The sequence below is a fragment of the Xanthomonas sp. NCPPB 3761 genome (assembly GCF_041475705.2).
In the GTDB taxonomy this organism is placed as follows: Bacteria; Pseudomonadota; Gammaproteobacteria; order Xanthomonadales; family Xanthomonadaceae; genus Xanthomonas; species Xanthomonas phaseoli.
Genome location: NZ_CM191262.1, coordinates 4,818,983 through 4,834,183, shown reverse-complemented (window position 1 = coordinate 4,834,183; position 15,201 = coordinate 4,818,983). Strand labels below are relative to the sequence as shown.

Annotated in this window: 8 protein-coding genes and 2 rRNA genes; 8 read left to right on the top strand and 2 right to left on the bottom strand. The window is 62.6% G+C overall.

All coding sequences use genetic code 11. The features are described from left to right. Nucleotides 1-132: 132 nt before the first annotated feature. The 5 genes from ACCQ00_RS20910 (at nt 133) to ACCQ00_RS20890 (ending at nt 8,262) form a co-directional block, all read left to right on the top strand. Nucleotides 133-3,013 (top strand): 23S ribosomal RNA (locus ACCQ00_RS20910). Nucleotides 3,014-3,183: 170 nt separating this feature from the next. Further along, nucleotides 3,184-3,298: ribosomal RNA gene (rrf, locus tag ACCQ00_RS20905) — 5S ribosomal RNA — on the top strand. An 808-nt stretch (nt 3,299-4,106) separates the two neighbouring features. Then, a complete protein-coding gene (gene mutM / locus ACCQ00_RS20900) occupies nt 4,107-4,922 on the top strand; it encodes a bifunctional DNA-formamidopyrimidine glycosylase/DNA-(apurinic or apyrimidinic site) lyase (RefSeq protein WP_039569938.1) in 816 nt (271 codons plus the stop codon). A 692-nt stretch (nt 4,923-5,614) separates the two neighbouring features. After that, nucleotides 5,615-6,592 carry a DUF4380 domain-containing protein gene (locus ACCQ00_RS20895; RefSeq protein ID WP_039569929.1) on the top strand — a complete coding sequence of 326 codons (978 nt, stop codon included), beginning with the start codon at nt 5,615-5,617 and terminating at the stop codon, nt 6,590-6,592. A 68-nt stretch (nt 6,593-6,660) separates the two neighbouring features. Next, complete coding sequence (locus tag ACCQ00_RS20890) at nt 6,661-8,262, top strand: OpgD/OpgG family glucan biosynthesis protein (protein WP_039583978.1); 1,602 nt, start codon at nt 6,661-6,663, stop codon at nt 8,260-8,262. Nucleotides 8,263-8,424: 162 nt separating this feature from the next. Here ACCQ00_RS20890 and ACCQ00_RS20885 read toward each other — a convergent pair whose 3' ends face one another. Next, entirely contained in the window at nt 8,425-9,669 is a 1,245-nt protein-coding gene (locus ACCQ00_RS20885; RefSeq protein WP_039569926.1) for a GAF domain-containing sensor histidine kinase, read from the bottom strand. A gap of 428 nt (nt 9,670-10,097) precedes the next feature. Then, nucleotides 10,098-10,727, bottom strand: coding sequence for a thymidine kinase (locus tag ACCQ00_RS20880; protein WP_017155167.1), 630 nt, complete (start codon nt 10,725-10,727; stop codon nt 10,098-10,100). Nucleotides 10,728-10,935: 208 nt separating this feature from the next. Between ACCQ00_RS20880 and rep the strand changes: the two genes are divergently transcribed. The 3 genes from rep (at nt 10,936) to ACCQ00_RS20865 (ending at nt 15,097) form a co-directional block, all read left to right on the top strand. Beyond that, complete coding sequence (gene rep / locus ACCQ00_RS20875) at nt 10,936-12,912, top strand: DNA helicase Rep (RefSeq protein WP_007971162.1); 1,977 nt, start codon at nt 10,936-10,938, stop codon at nt 12,910-12,912. Between the two features lie 562 nt (nt 12,913-13,474). After that, nucleotides 13,475-14,011 (top strand): GNAT family N-acetyltransferase, encoded by a 537-nt coding sequence (locus tag ACCQ00_RS20870; RefSeq protein WP_017159712.1) that lies wholly within the window; start codon nt 13,475-13,477, stop codon nt 14,009-14,011. Nucleotides 14,012-14,062: 51 nt separating this feature from the next. After that, entirely contained in the window at nt 14,063-15,097 is a 1,035-nt protein-coding gene (locus ACCQ00_RS20865; RefSeq protein WP_039569922.1) for a DUF4272 domain-containing protein, read from the top strand. The last annotated feature ends 104 nt before the right edge of the window (nt 15,098-15,201 follow it).

The following is a 15,201-nucleotide window of genomic DNA, read 5'->3' as shown; positions in this document are numbered from 1 at the left end:
TATCTATCTAAACGTGTCGTTGAGGCTAAGGCGGGGACTTCGAGTCCCTAGAAATTGAGTCGTATGTTCGCGTTGGTGGCTTTGTACCCCACACAACACGGCGTATGGCCCCGAGGCAACTTGGGGTTATATGGTCAAGCGAATAAGCGCACACGGTGGATGCCTAGGCGGTCAGAGGCGATGAAGGACGTGGTAGCCTGCGAAAAGTGTCGGGGAGCTGGCAACAAGCTTTGATCCGGCAATGTCCGAATGGGGAAACCCACTGCTTCGGCAGTATCCTGCAGTGAATTCATAGCTGCTAGAAGCGAACCCGGTGAACTGAAATATCTAAGTAACCGGAGGAAAAGAAATCAACCGAGATTCCCTAAGTAGTGACGAGCGAACGGGGAGCAGCCCTTAAGCTGGAATGGCTTTAGAAAAACAATCTGGAAAGATTGGCCATAGAAGGTGATAGCCCTGTATTTAAAAGGGCCACTCCAGTGAAGACGAGTAGGGCGGGGCACGTGAAACCCTGTCTGAATATGGGGGGACCATCCTCCAAGGCTAAATACTCCTGACCGACCGATAGTGAACCAGTACCGTGAGGGAAAGGCGAAAAGAACCCCGGAGAGGGGAGTGAAATAGATCCTGAAACCGTGTGCGTACAAGCAGTAGGAGCTCGCAAGAGTGACTGCGTACCTTTTGTATAATGGGTCAGCGACTTACTGTTCGTGGCAAGCTTAACCGTATAGGGGAGGCGAAGGGAAACCGAGTCTGATAAGGGCGCATAGTCGCGGGCAGTAGACCCGAAACCGGGTGATCTAGTCATGGCCAGGGTGAAGGTGCCGTAACAGGTACTGGAGGCCCGAACCCACGTCTGTTGCAAAAGACGGGGATGAGCTGTGATTAGGAGTGAAAAGCTAATCGAACCCGGAGATAGCTGGTTCTCCTCGAAAGCTATTTAGGTAGCGCCTCATATGTATCCTCTCGGGGGTAGAGCACTGTTATGGCTAGGGGGTCATCGCGACTTACCAAACCATTGCAAACTCCGAATACCGAGACGGACTGTATGGGAGACACACGGCGGGTGCTAACGTCCGTCGTGAAAAGGGAAACAACCCAGACCCACAGCTAAGGTCCCAAATTCACTGCTAAGTGGAAAACGATGTGGAAAGGCATAGACAGCCAGGAGGTTGGCTTAGAAGCAGCCACCCTTTAAAGAAAGCGTAATAGCTCACTGGTCGAGTCGGTCTGCGCGGAAGATTTAACGGGGCTAAGCAGTGAACCGAAGCTTGGGGTGCATAAAACTTGTTTTATGCGCGGTAGAGGAGCGTTCCGTAAGCCTGCGAAGGTGGATTGAGAAGTCTGCTGGAGGTATCGGAAGTGCGAATGCTGACATGAGTAACGATAATGCGGGTGAAAAGCCCGCACGCCGAAAGCCCAAGGTTTCCTTGCGCAACGTTAATCGACGCAGGGTTAGTCGGTCCCTAAGGCGAGGGCGAAAGCCGTAGTCGATGGGAAGCAGGTTAATATTCCTGCACCTCGCGTGAGTGCGATGGAGGGACGGAGAAGGTTAGGTGTACCGGGCGTTGGTTGTCCCGGGGAAAGGCGGTAGGTTTGGATCTTTGGCAAATCCGGGATCCTTTAAGACCGAGCACCGAGACGAGCCTTTTTGGCGAAGTCACTGATACCACGCTTCCAGGAAAAGCTCCTAAGCTTCAGCTCACGAAGACCGTACCGTAAACCGACACAGGTGGGTAGGATGAGAATTCTCAGGCGCTTGAGAGAACTCGGGTGAAGGAACTAGGCAACATGGCACCGTAACTTCGGGAGAAGGTGCACCCTTTTTGGTGGCTCGTGCGAGCTATAGCTGAAGAGGGTCGCAGAAACCAGGCCGCTGCGACTGTTTATCAAAAACACAGCACTCTGCAAACACGAAAGTGGACGTATAGGGTGTGACGCCTGCCCGGTGCTGGAAGGTTAATTGATGGGGTCAGCCGCAAGGCGAAGCTCTTGATCGAAGCCCCAGTAAACGGCGGCCGTAACTATAACGGTCCTAAGGTAGCGAAATTCCTTGTCGGGTAAGTTCCGACCTGCACGAATGGCGTAACGACAGCGGCGCTGTCTCCACCCGAGACTCAGTGAAATTGAAATCGCTGTGAAGATGCAGCGTTCCCGTGGCAAGACGGAAAGACCCCGTGAACCTTTACTATAGCTTTACACTGAACGCTGAGTTCGTCTGTGTAGGATAGGTGGGAGGCTATGAAACTGTGGCGCTAGCTGCAGTGGAGCCATCCTTGAAATACCACCCTGTCGTGCTTGACGTTCTAACCTAGGTCCGTTATCCGGATCAGGGACCGTGTATGGTGGGTAGTTTGACTGGGGCGGTCTCCTCCTAAAGAGTAACGGAGGAGCACGAAGGTACGCTCAGCGCGGTCGGACATCGCGCACTGTGTGCAAAGGCATAAGCGTGCTTGACTGCAAGATCGACGGATCAAGCAGGTACGAAAGTAGGTCTTAGTGATCCGGTGGTTCTGTATGGAAGGGCCATCGCTCAACGGATAAAAGGTACTCCGGGGATAACAGGCTGATACCGCCCAAGAGTTCATATCGACGGCGGTGTTTGGCACCTCGATGTCGGCTCATCACATCCTGGGGCTGTAGTCGGTCCCAAGGGTATGGCTGTTCGCCATTTAAAGTGGTACGCGAGCTGGGTTCAGAACGTCGTGAGACAGTTCGGTCCCTATCTGCCATGGGCGTTGGAAGTTTGAGAGGGGCTGCTCCTAGTACGAGAGGACCGGAGTGGACGAACCTCTGGTGTTCCGGTTGTCACGCCAGTGGCATTGCCGGGTAGCTATGTTCGGAAGCGATAACCGCTGAAAGCATCTAAGCGGGAAGCGCGCCTCAAGATGAGACTTCCCGGGGCACAAGCCCCCTAAAGGAACCATGTAGACTACGTGGTTGATAGGTCAGGTGTGTAAGTACAGCAATGTATTGAGCTAACTGATACTAATGATCCGTGCGGCTTGACCATATAACCTCAAGTTGCCTTGGTCCCAACGAACGTTGGTAGATCATCAAATGCAAGCTACGTCACAAGTTAACTATGCGAGGCTGAGCGCCGTAGGTGCTTCCACACGCAAACCCAGGCACACCCGTGCTCACGTTTGAGGAAGCAGCAACTGGCGACGCTCCAACCGTCTCCCTGGTGAAATTAGCGCTGTGGAACCACCCGATCCCATCCCGAACTCGGAAGTGAAACGCAGCTGCGCCGATGGTAGTGTGGCTCAAGCCATGCGAGAGTAGGTCATCGCCAGGGGCTTTACCCCGGAACCCTCAGTCCGCAAGGACTGAGGGTTTCTTTTTGCGCCCAAATTGATGCAGGACCCAGTCGGGATGGCCTCAGGGCGCCCGAAGCCGGCGGTGACCGAGGTGCGGCAGTAGCACAGCGCATGAGATAACCGCCGCAATCGCCTGGCGGTGGGAAGTTAGTCACCTTATCCGCAGCACCGCGCTCCCCCAACCGCCTGGCCCGCTTACCCTGCGCCGCTGGCCATCGGTGCCGACATCGCCTTCGTGGTAGCAGGGTCAGGGTCAGGGCGCCCGTACGGCCGGGGCTGCGAATGCCCCGCAACACAAAGCACGCGCTCTCCGCAACCGGCGGGCTACTGGCACCTACAGCTTCTCTTGGCCGCCAAACCGCCTGGCCAATGCCAGACGCGCCGCGCGGCGGTCGCTGGAGCCGAGCACAGCGCGATCAATGGCTGGCCGAGCAGGCGCATGCAGGCATGCATGAGCCGTCCCAGGAAACTGGCCCACCGAGGCAAGGCGCAGCATTACATTGCTACGCCATGGATCGCTTCCACGCCATGCAATCGAAGGAACCATTACGGCGAGCCGTAAACGCCAAGGAACGCCGCTGCGAGAGACCCGCAGCGTCATAGCGAAACAAATCGTGCACCCATCTAGCGTTAGTCCACGCTGTGGAGTCGACGTGGTGCTATCGGGCAGGCAACGCACGAATAACCCCGCGATGGCGCGCCGACGCCGTCCACTGATTGCATTTGAGTGTTTCGACCCCATTAGCTGCCTTGCCGGTGCATTGCCGGCGCTTGCTGGATGCGCTGATGCCTGAGTTGCCCGAGGTCGAAACGACGTTGCGTGGTCTGTCGCCGCATCTGGTCGGGCAGCGGATCCATGGGGTGATCCTGCGTCGGCCCGATTTGCGCTGGCCCATTCCCGAGCAGATCGAGCGCTTGCTTCCCGGTGCCACCATGACCAACGTGCGCCGACGCGCGAAATATCTGTTGATCGATACGGATGCGGGCGGCAGCGCGCTGTTGCATCTTGGGATGTCCGGAAGTCTGCGGGTACTACCTGGCGATACGCTGCCGCGGGCGCATGACCATGTGGATATCAGTCTGCAGAACGGGCGCGTGTTGCGCTTCAACGATCCGCGTCGCTTTGGCTGCCTGTTGTGGCAATCGGGCGCGCAACCCCATGAATTACTTGCTGCGCTTGGTCCAGAACCATTATCGGACGCATTTACTGGCGATTATCTCCACGCGCTGGCACAGGGGCGGCGGGCTGCAGTCAAAACCTTTTTGATGGATCAGGCCGTGGTTGTCGGGGTTGGAAATATCTACGCTGCCGAAAGCCTGCATCGGGCGGGCATCAGTCCGTTGCGCGAGGCGGGAAAAGTGTCGCTGGAGCGCTATCGGCGTCTGGCTGACGCGGTGAAAGACATCCTGGCGTATGCCATCCAACGCGGCGGAACCACGTTGCGCGACTTCATCAGCCCGGATGGTGCGCCTGGCTATTTCGAGCAGGAACTCTCTGTGTATGGGCGCGAGGGCGAGGCCTGCAAACAATGCGGACGGGTGTTGAAGCACGCGACGATCGGCCAACGCGCCACCGTGTGGTGCGGGAGCTGTCAGCGCTAAGCGCGATATCGGGCCGACGCGGTGGTTGAGCACGGGCACTATCGGGATGTGTCCCGTCGTTTAAGCCAACTCACACCAAGCGACTCCGACTCACTCTCCATATGGCGCAACTGCGGGCGTGCTACACGCGCCTGCTCTGCGCAATGCTGTGACGATCGACATGGCTCTCCTTGGGCAACGTAGGTGTCGGCTTGCACTGTCTGGTTGTGACGCATGCGGTCAGGGTGCCCGAGACGAATGAATCGATCGCTGTACCGCACCCGCAAAGCAGCCACCCAGCTGCAGGAATCCTCGCGTTCGTTACGCTCGCTCCGATGCCGGCATCGGACCTGCGCTCCATCCTGCATGCATGTCCGAGCGCATGTTCCGGCCAAACGGAAACCCGCTTCTGCTCGAGTCCGTCGAGAAGTGTTCGGCGCGCTGCGTGGCCAGGTCTCCAGGCAGGCATCGCCTGAAGTCGCACCCAGCTTGCAGCGGAGTTGCAGCAAACAGCCGCAAGCAGCGGTGTTCTGGCGTCGACGCAGGCGGCGGGCCACAATCGCAAGGTCCTCCTATGGAAGCGCTGTATGTCCAGCTCGCGACAACTTGTCATTGCTCTGGTGCTTATCGGTGCAGGTGCGCTGGTAGCGATGCAGTCGACTGGCGCGGTGACGACTCCTGCGAGCGATGCGGCTGCCGTAGAGCGCCTCCAGTTGAAGACCAGCGCGATAGAGCTGAGTGTCACGCCGGCATTTGGCGGGCGCGTGCTGTCGTTCAATCTGCGCGGCCAGCCCAACGTGTTGAAGGTCGGTGCGGCGGTGGAGCAACAGCCTGCCCCCGAGGTGTCGGCTACTGCGGGAGATATTCCCTATTTTGGTCATGATGTATGGGTCGGGCCGCAGAGTCAGTGGTGGCTGCATCAGCAGCTCAATGCCGAGCGTCAGGCGGCGGCCGCAGTGTGGCCGCCGGATCCGTATCTGTCGCTGGCGCAGACGCGCGTCAGCGTGCGTCGTCATGACGTGGTGGAACTTGAAGGCGTGCCCAGCCCGCTGACCGGGGTGCAATTGCGCAAGCAGATCAAACGTTCTGCAGCGCGTGCGGACACTGTCGACATCCAGGCCAGCGCGCGCAATATCCGCGCGCAGCCAATTGCCTGGGACCTTTGGTTCAATACGCGGGTTGCGGCGACGACGCGGGTGTTTGTGCCCGTTGCCGCTGCTGCGGATATTCGGCTGCAGCCACCGCGCGAGCCCGGCACGGTGGCGCCGCGTTATCAGCAGGAGCGCGGCCTGCTTGCGCTGCGCGCCGATGCGCGCCCAGATGGATTGATCCAGCGCGGCAAGCTATTGCTGCAGCCGTCGGCAGGATGGATGGCCGGTTTCGCAGGCGGGCAGGTCCTGGTGATTCGCTTCGTGCATCAACCGCTGTCGGCGATCCATCCCGAGCAAGGCCAGGTGGAGTTGTATCTGGATGCGCCAGCCCAGCATCCGGAGCAGGGATTGCTGGAAATGGAGGTGCACGCGCCGTATCGGCAGCTTGCGCCAGGTGCGCAGATGCAGGCACAGGAGCAGTGGACGCTGCTGCGCTACACCGGGCCGGATGAGGAACAGGCGCAGCGGCGGTTCCTTTGCAGCAACGCCAACGCGCTCGCGCTGGCCAATGCGTGCGATGCGCCGCCTGCACCTGGCTGAGATGCGCATTCACGTCGATGCCGGGCTGTGGCTATGATGTCGTCCATTCCCTGACCAGATCGATGCGCATGCAACGACGCCACTTCCTGAAGAATGCTGCTGCCGCATTGGCCGCGCTCGGTTTGCCGACGTTGCCGCAGTGGGCGCTGGCGGCCAAGGCCGTTGGTCTGCGTCGACTCGGGCAGCCACAGCCGTTCGACTACGCCTGGTTGAAGGGACAGGCGCGCGCGCTGGCGAAGGCGCCTTACAAGAGTCACAAGCAGCTGCTGCCGGGGCCGCTAGAGGCGCTGAACTGGGATCAGTACCAGTCCATCCGCTACCGCCAGGACCACGCGCTGTGGGCCGATGGCAATGGCAAATTCCAGGCGAAGTTCTTCCACCTGGGGCTGTATTTCCATACCCCGGTGCACATCTACGACATCGTCGATGGCAAGGCGCAACAACTGGCCTACGACCCGGCGGCCTTCGATTACGGCAGCAGCGGGCTGGGCGGCAAGCAATTGCCAAAGGACCTGGGCTTTGCCGGTTTCCGGCTCAACACACGCAAGGACACCGAGCGCGACTTTTCGGCATTCCTGGGCGCAAGCTATTTCCGTGCGGTCGGCAAGGAAGGCCAGTATGGGCAATCGGCACGTGGGCTGGCCATCGATACCGGTACTGGCGGGCCGGAAGAGTTTCCGGATTTCATCGCCTATTACCTGGAACAGCCGGCGGATGATTCGGACACGGTGGTGGTGTACGGCTTATTGGATTCGCCCAGCGTTGCCGGCGCCTACCGTTTCGCCATCACCAATGGCGATGTGTTGCTGATGGATATCGACAGCGCGCTGTACCCACGCAAGGCGATCGAGCGGTTGGGTATCGGCCCGTGCACCAGCATGTACCAAGTCGGCGAAAACGATAACCGGATGGACTGGGATTGGCGTCCGGAAATCCACGACACCGATGGCCTGGCGATGTGGACCGGCGGCGGCGAATGGATCTGGCGCCCGCTATGCAACCCGCCGCATCTGCGTTTCAACATGTTCGTCGACGAGAACCCGCGCGGCTTCGGGCTGCTGCAGCGCGACCGCAACTTCGACCATTACCAGGACGATGGCGTGTTCTACGAAAAGCGCCCGTGCCTGTGGGTGGAACCCAAGAGTGGTTGGGGCAAGGGCTCGGTGCAGTTGGTCGAGATTCCGACCGTCGACGAGACCTTCGACAACATCGTGGCGTTCTGGAACCCGCAATCCAAGCCGCAGCCGGGGCAGGAATTGCTGATGGGTTACCGGCTGTATTGGGGCGCGCAGCCGCCGGCCAGCTCACCGTTGGCGCATTGCGTGGCCACCCGAACCGGCCTCGGCGGCATCGTCGGGCAAAAACGCAGCCATTTCTCCTGGCGCTTTGCGGTGGACTTTGCCGGTGGCGAACTGGCCGCGCTGGCGAAGGATGCAAAGGCCAAGGTGGAGGCGGTGTTGCAGGTGTCGCGTGGCACCACTGAAATCGTGTCGGCGCGTCCGCTGCACGAGCTCAAGGGTTACCGGGCGATGTTCGACCTGGTGCCGCCGGACGAGGGCACCCAGCAGATCGATATCCGCCTGTACCTGCGCGCCAACGGCAAGCCGCTCACCGAAACCTGGCTGTACCAGTGGACGCCGCCGCCGCCGAGCGAGCGCAAGATCTACTGAGAAGCGCCGAACCAGGCGGCCGGCGACGCTTGTTGCGGGCAATCCGGTTGCCCGCGCTGTCGCGTGCGGCGCCAGGGGACGTGTGGCCGGCATGCAGCATGCGGCTGGTGCACTACCTGTTGGTGGACTTGTCTGCGGGACGATCGTCGCTGCCTCGCGCACTCAGGCCGGCGCCGAGGTGCCGACCAGGTGCAGTCGTCCGCGCGGACGTGTGCAGGCCAGCTCCACGCGGAAGCAGGTGCCGTCCTTGCCGCTGATGATGCGTAATTCGCCTTGATGGGCCTTTGCGATCTGCGCCGCCATATGCAGGCCCAGATCGACATCCGGTAGCGCACGTCCGCCGGTATGCACATGGGTGGAAGCATGCAGCACGTCCAGCCGACGCGGATCGATCCCATCCAGATTGCAGACTTCGATGCGTAGCCGGCCATGTTCGGTGACCGCGACGGCCTTGATCAGCGAACTTTGCGGCCCTTGCACGACGGCGTTGATCATCAGGCTGCCGAACATCTGCGCCAGCCGGATCGCATCGCCGTGCACGGGCTCGTCGATGGTCACGTGCGTGGACAGCACCTGGTTGGGGTAGGCGGCGCGGGTTTCGTCCACGACCTGGGAAAGTGCATCGAGCAGGTCGCTCCCGTCGCCATAGTCCAGCTGCAACCAATCGAGTTCGATGCCGCGAGCGAAATCGCAGGCGAAATCGATCAGTTCTTCCATGCGCCGCAGGCTACGCTGCAGCGAGCGGATGGAGCTGCCATAGCGATGGTTGAGTTGGTCGATGGACAACGTATCCACCACCGCATGCATGGACTGCAATGGGTTGCGCAGGTCGTGCCCGAGAATGCCGATGAATTCTTCGCGCAAGCGCGCCGAGGCGCCAACGCGGCCCAGTTCGCTGCGGGCGCGCCGCGATTCCTGCGCGCTTTCTTCGGCGCGTTGCTCGGCCTGGATCTGTGCGGCCAGCAACTGTGCGAGCAGTTCGACCTTTTCCACCAACGGTGCGTCCATGACGCGCGGCTGCGGGTCCAGCGCGCACAAGGTGCCGAATACGCTGCCGTCGTCGAACTTGATCGGCACCGAGACGTAGCTCTCGAAGCCGTAGAGTCGCGGGGAGGGGTGATCGCGATAGACCGGGTCATCCGACGCATGGCCGAACCACACGGCATTGCCTTTCACCCGCACGCTGTCGCAAAACGTGGTGGCCAGCGGCAGCTCGTCGCCGGGCTGCAGGCCAAAGGACAACGCATCGCGCACCTGGCAGGTGATCCAGCGTGTCTCGGTGACGCGGGCGACGGCGGCAAATCCCATCCCGGTCAGGCGGGTGAGGACGCTCAACACGTCGGCGACCGAGGAGAGCCGGCCAACACGTGCGATATCGGCGCGTAATGCGGGAGGCAGTGGATCCATGAGTGCCTCCAAAGAGTAGACGATTGCCAGTTTACAGGACCGCGGTTGCGCCCGGTTGTGCGCCGCGCCGCTGTCTCCCAGACGCCACGATACGCCTGTCTGACGGCGTCCGCGACGCTGGCGTGAGCGCATGCCCGCACAGGTTTAGCAGCGCCTGCAAAGCGTATAGAGCGTGGCCGTTGGTCGCGCGCGGCTGTCGACGAACGCGGTGCCGCACTGTGTGCTGACGTAGGTTCTAGCGGCTGGCGTCAGCGCGACGGTGACGCGCTTGGTGCTGTCGAATGGCCAACTGCGATGTGCAAGCCCCGGCTTTCCAGCGCGATAGCGCAGCGCGAACGAGGATGTGCGCGAACGCTGCTCCGGGGCACTGCTGGGCTGGATGCACCGCGGCAGCGCGGATGGCTGCGGGTGCATGACCAGCCCCGGCGCTAGGCGACGGGCAGCGGCAAGGCGATCTGCAGCGGATCGATGCGGCCTTCGCCACGCATGATCTTCTTGAACTCGGCCCGGCTGACCGACACATAGCGCTCGTTGCCGCCGATCTCCACCTGCGGGCCGTCCTGCACCGCGTGCCCGTGCACATCGACGCGCACGGTCATGGTCGCCTTGCTGCCGCTGTGGCAGATGGTCTTGATCTCTTCCAGCTCGTCGGCCCAGGCCAGCAGGAACTGGCTGCCTTCGAACAACTCGCCGCGAAAATCGGTACGCAAGCCGTAACACAGCACCGGAATCCGCAGACGGTCGACCACCTCGCTCAACTGCCAGACCTGGGCGCGGCTGAGGAATTGCGCTTCGTCCACCAGCACGCAGTGCAAAGCGCCATCGTTGTGGATGTCGCGTTCGACCAGCTGTTGCAACTCGGTGCCGCGCTCGAAGATACGCCCGTCCGCGCGCAGGCCGATGCGCGAGGCGACCACGCCGCTGCCGGCGCGGTGATCGAGTTTGGGCGTGAGGATCAGCGTGCGCATGCCGCGCTCGCGGTAATTGTGCGCCGATTGCAGCAAGGTGGTGGTCTTGCCGGCATTCATCGCCGAATAGTAGAAGTAGAGCTTGGCCATCGGGCGATTTTACCGGGCCAGGCGGCAGGATGCGGCGCGTGTGTAGGCGGCGATGGCGTGGCTGGGCGGGGGCAATGCCTGCCGTCGAGCGGGTGGGAGCGCAGCCCCCGGTGATGGGCAAGGGCCAGCGGCACTGGAGACATGAATCCGTCGCGTCGGCCAGCCGCAAGCAGCCCCGGTACAATGGCGCGCTCTGTCGGAAGCCATTATGTACGGTCTCAATCCCCCGCAAAGCGCCGCGGTGCTGCACTGCGAAGGTCCCTTGTTGGTGCTGGCCGGTGCCGGCAGCGGCAAGACGCGCGTGATCGTGGAAAAGATCGCGCACCTGATCGCCATCGGCCGCTATCCGGCCAAGCGGATCGCCGCGATCACCTTCACCAACAAATCGGCCAAGGAAATGCGCGAGCGTGTGGCCAAGCGCATCCGTGGCGACGGCGCCGACGGCCTGACCATCTGCACCTTCCATGCGCTGGGCTTGAAGTTCCTGCAGATCGAACATGCCGCCGCCGGACTGAAGCGCGGGTTCTCGATCTTCGACTCCGATGACGCGGCTGCGCAGATCAAGGACCTGATGCACGGCGCCAAGCCGGATGCGATCGAGGATGCCAAGAACCTGATCTCGCGCGCCAAGAATGCTGGCCTGTCGCCGGAGCAGGCGATGGCGGCCGCACGCAGCACCCGCGAGAAGGAAGCGGCCAGCTTGTACGAGCGCTACCAGGCGCGGCTGACCACCTTCAACGCAGTGGACTTCGACGACCTGATCCGTCTGCCGGTGCAGATCCTGGAAGCCAACGAAGACATCGTGATGGGCTGGCGCGAGCGCATCGGCTACCTGCTGGTGGACGAGTGCCAGGACACCAACGATGCGCAGTACCGGCTGCTGAAGATGCTGGCCGGCCCGCGCGGCAACTTCACCTGCGTGGGCGACGACGACCAGAGCATCTATGCCTGGCGCGGTGCCAATCCGGAAAACCTGCAGCAGATGGCGCGCGATTATCCGGCGCTGGAAATCATCAAGCTGGAACAGAACTACCGCTGCTCCAATCGTGTGCTGCGTGCGGCCAACGCGTTGATCGCGCATAACCCGCACGAGCATTTGAAGACCTTGTGGAGCGACCAGGCCGACGGCGAGCGCATCCGCGTGTGGGAATGCCGCGACAGCGAGCACGAGGCCGAAAAGGTGGCCGCTGAAATTTCGTTCCTGGGCACCGCCAAGCAGGTGCCGTGGAGCGATTTCTGCATCCTGTTCCGGGGCAATTTCCAGTCGCGGCCGCTGGAAAAAGCGCTGCAGCTGTTGCGCGTGCCGTATCACCTCACGGGCGGCACCGCGTTCCTGGAGCGGCAGGAGGTCAAGGATCTGCTGTCGTGGTTGCGGTTGATCGTCAATCCGGACGACGACGCGGCGTTCCTGCGTGCCGTGCAATCGCCCAAGCGCGAAGTGGGTGCGACCTCGCTGGCGCGCCTGGCCGAGCTGGCCAGCGCCAAGTCGGTACCGATGTCGCGCGCAGCCGAGTCGATGGGCGCCTTGCAGCATTTGCCGCCGCGCGCGGCCAACGGTTTGAGTGCGTTTACCGACATCCTGCGCGACATGCGCGAGCACTCGTCCAGCATGCCGGCCGGCGAACTGGTGCGCCTGCTCGCCGACAAGTCCGGTCTGCTCAACGACCTGCGCAATCAGTCCAAGGACGAAACCGGCTTCCAGCGGCGCAAGCGCAATCTGGACGAGCTGGCCGAGTGGTTCGAAGGTGGTCCGCGCGGCGCCAGCGCCAGCGATCTGGCTGCGCAGTTGGCGTTGCTGTCGCGCAACGACAAGGACGATGGCGGCAACCAGGTGCGCATGATGACCATGCATGCGTCCAAGGGATTGGAATTTCGCTATGTCTTCATCGTCGGCTGCGAGGACGGCGTGCTGCCGCACGAAGTGAGCCTGGAAGAAGGCAATTTGCAGGAAGAACGCCGCCTGCTGTACGTGGGCATCACCCGCGCCAAGGAGCAGTTGTGGATGAGTCACAGCAAGCTGACGCGCAAGTTCGGCGAGCATGTGCGACTGAAGCCGAGCCGGTTTTTCGATGAGATTCCGGCCGAAGAACTGCAGCGCGATGGCGCCGACCCGGTGGCCGATGCCGAGCGCAAGAAAGAACGCGCCAGTGCGGGATTGGCGGCGATCCAGGCATTGTTCGATTGAGTTCCACTGAGTCGCGCGGGCAGCGTGGTGCCACCTGCATGAAGAGGTGAGCCTGGCACGCAAGACGGTGCTGGGCGTGGGCCGGATGCGCTGCTGGTGCGCACGTGCCACACATCGGTTGCGAAGCGTGCCTTGCGCTTAACCTTCTGAGCCGGCTGCACTGCACGGCATCGCGTGTGAAAGAACACAGCGCATCGTGCAATGACCTGCCATGCGGTGGCAGAAGAAGTACATCAGGGCTCAGCGTTGCACCTCGACATGCGCACTACGCGCCGAGGCACGCGACCTGCCACAGAAGCGGAGCAGCCTGGCATGCAGGCCCGGCATGATGGCTCGCGCTGTCGTTCGCCGGCCCAAGCCCGAAGCGCTGCAGGCCAACGATGCAAGCCGGCAACGCGCCGATGGCCGCAAGACCCATCGGTGGTGCGCGACGATTGCACCGCCCAACCTGCGTGACATCACCGACCTTGCGCGCCATGCAGCGTGGCCATGCGTGCTGTGGTCAGGCTTGTCAGTGCCATTGCCGCACGGCAGTCTGAGGCTCCCGCCAACGGAGTGCGCCGTGACCGTCATCCTCGAAACCGCTCGCGTGCGCTTGCGTCTGCTCGACCCCGAACGCGATGCGGAGGCGATGCTGGCGCTGGTCAACGATCCTGCCTTCATCGCCGGCATCAACGACCGCGGCATCCGCACCCGCGAGCAGGCGCGCGAGCATGTGCGCGAATGGGCGCAGGCCCATCAGCAACAACACGGCTTCGCGCACTGGGCGCTGGAAACGCGCGAGGCAAGCGCCTTCATGGGCACCTTGGGTCTGTTGTGCCGCGAGACCTTGCCGGTGCCGCATATCGGGTTCGCGCTGTTGCCCGCGTATCGCGGCAAGGGCTATGTGACCGAAGCCGGGCGCGCGGTGCTGGAGCATGCACGCCAGCGACTGGGATTGACGCAAGTGTGCGCGATCGTTTCGCCAGGCAATGCGGAGTCGATCCGCGCGCTGGAAGCGCTGGGGCTGCGCTACGACAGCTTGCGGGTGCTCAGTCCCGGCACCGAGGCCGTGGCGTACTACACGATCGACCTCCGCCGCGGTGGCGTGGACAGCTGAGCGGCGCTGCGTCACCCTGCCGGCTGTTTTCCACCGCACAGGGATGCCTGCATGGCACTGTTGGTCAACGCCTATTCCACGCTGCGCGCGCCGCTGTGGCCAGACTTTCTGCCGCAGGCTGCCGTGCAGCACCGCGACCATGCCGATCCGGAGCTGACAGATCACTTGCATGGCTTCGTCGGCTACGTGAACCAGGCCGGCGATGGGCAGATGACGCAATCGCGCTATCACCTGATGCGGCATGTGCAGCGGGTGCGCCAGCACTTCAGCTTCCAGGTCGACGATGCCGACTTCGGCGCGCTGGCGCAGTGGGCCGAGCAGGCCAATGCCGTGTGTTTCCTGGCCGATGGCAGCGTGCGCGACCCGCAGGGCCGGGTGCTGATCAGCCAGGGCGAGTCGCCACTGGATGCGCAGGCGCAGCTGCCCTATCCGCCGGACGCGCTGGAGCGCCGCGCGCGGCAGCACGACCAGCTGGCAGCGCTGGGCATCCGTGTGCCACCGAGCCTGCCGCCGGTGCCGGGGGAGGCCGAGGCCCGCCTGCGGACGCCGGACAGCATTGCCGCGCGCATGCTGGGGTTGTTTGCGGTGGCGCTGCGGGCGGAAATCCTGGCCGCCGGCGATACGCCGCCGTCGCTGACCGACATGGCCGAACGCCTGCCGGGACTGCAGGCCGCCGTGTCACCGCAGGAACAGGCATTTTTCGAACACGCGCAGCCGGATGCGCAGCAACTGGCCAACTTCGGCTGGCGCTACGAAAGCCTGGCGCTGCTGCAATGGGCGGTGGGCATGACCGACACCCTGCCGCTGCCCACCGGTCTGTGCGATGTGCCCGGCGTGGCGCAGCGCGCGCTGGAGCGCGCCAAGATTCCCACGGCACCGCCGCCAACGCTGCGCCCGGTGCCGGAGCTGCTGGATGCGCTGGACCGCCACCTGCGCCTGCACTGGGCAGTGCGCCAGGCCGGGCAATCCGGTCAGACGGTCCCCGCCGGCATCGTGCCCGGCGTGGTGTACGAGCGGCATTACGCGCTCAACTGGCTGCTGCACTTCGAAGACGCCGACTGGGACGAGGTGGATACACCGACCTGAGCGTCGCGAGCGCCGCTGCGACCTCGGCGCTGCATGGGGCTTGGCGCAATGCATCCGCCTGGGGTTGCGTCTTCGCGCCTGCCTCAGCGTGTGATTCTCACATG

Bases quoted from the DNA above. Each gene is read 5' to 3' on its own strand.
- mutM (WP_039569938.1), top strand. From the start codon at position 4,107: ATGCCTGAGTTGCCCGAGGTCGAAACGACGTTGCGTGGTCTGTCGCCG.
- ACCQ00_RS20890 (WP_039583978.1), top strand. From the start codon at position 6,661: ATGCAACGACGCCACTTCCTGAAGAATGCTGCTGCCGCATTGGCCGCG.
- ACCQ00_RS20885 (WP_039569926.1), bottom strand. From the start codon at position 9,669: ATGGATCCACTGCCTCCCGCATTACGCGCCGATATCGCACGTGTTGGC.
- ACCQ00_RS20880 (WP_017155167.1), bottom strand. From the start codon at position 10,727: ATGGCCAAGCTCTACTTCTACTATTCGGCGATGAATGCCGGCAAGACC.
- rep (WP_007971162.1), top strand. From the start codon at position 10,936: ATGTACGGTCTCAATCCCCCGCAAAGCGCCGCGGTGCTGCACTGCGAA.
- ACCQ00_RS20865 (WP_039569922.1), top strand. From the start codon at position 14,063: ATGGCACTGTTGGTCAACGCCTATTCCACGCTGCGCGCGCCGCTGTGG.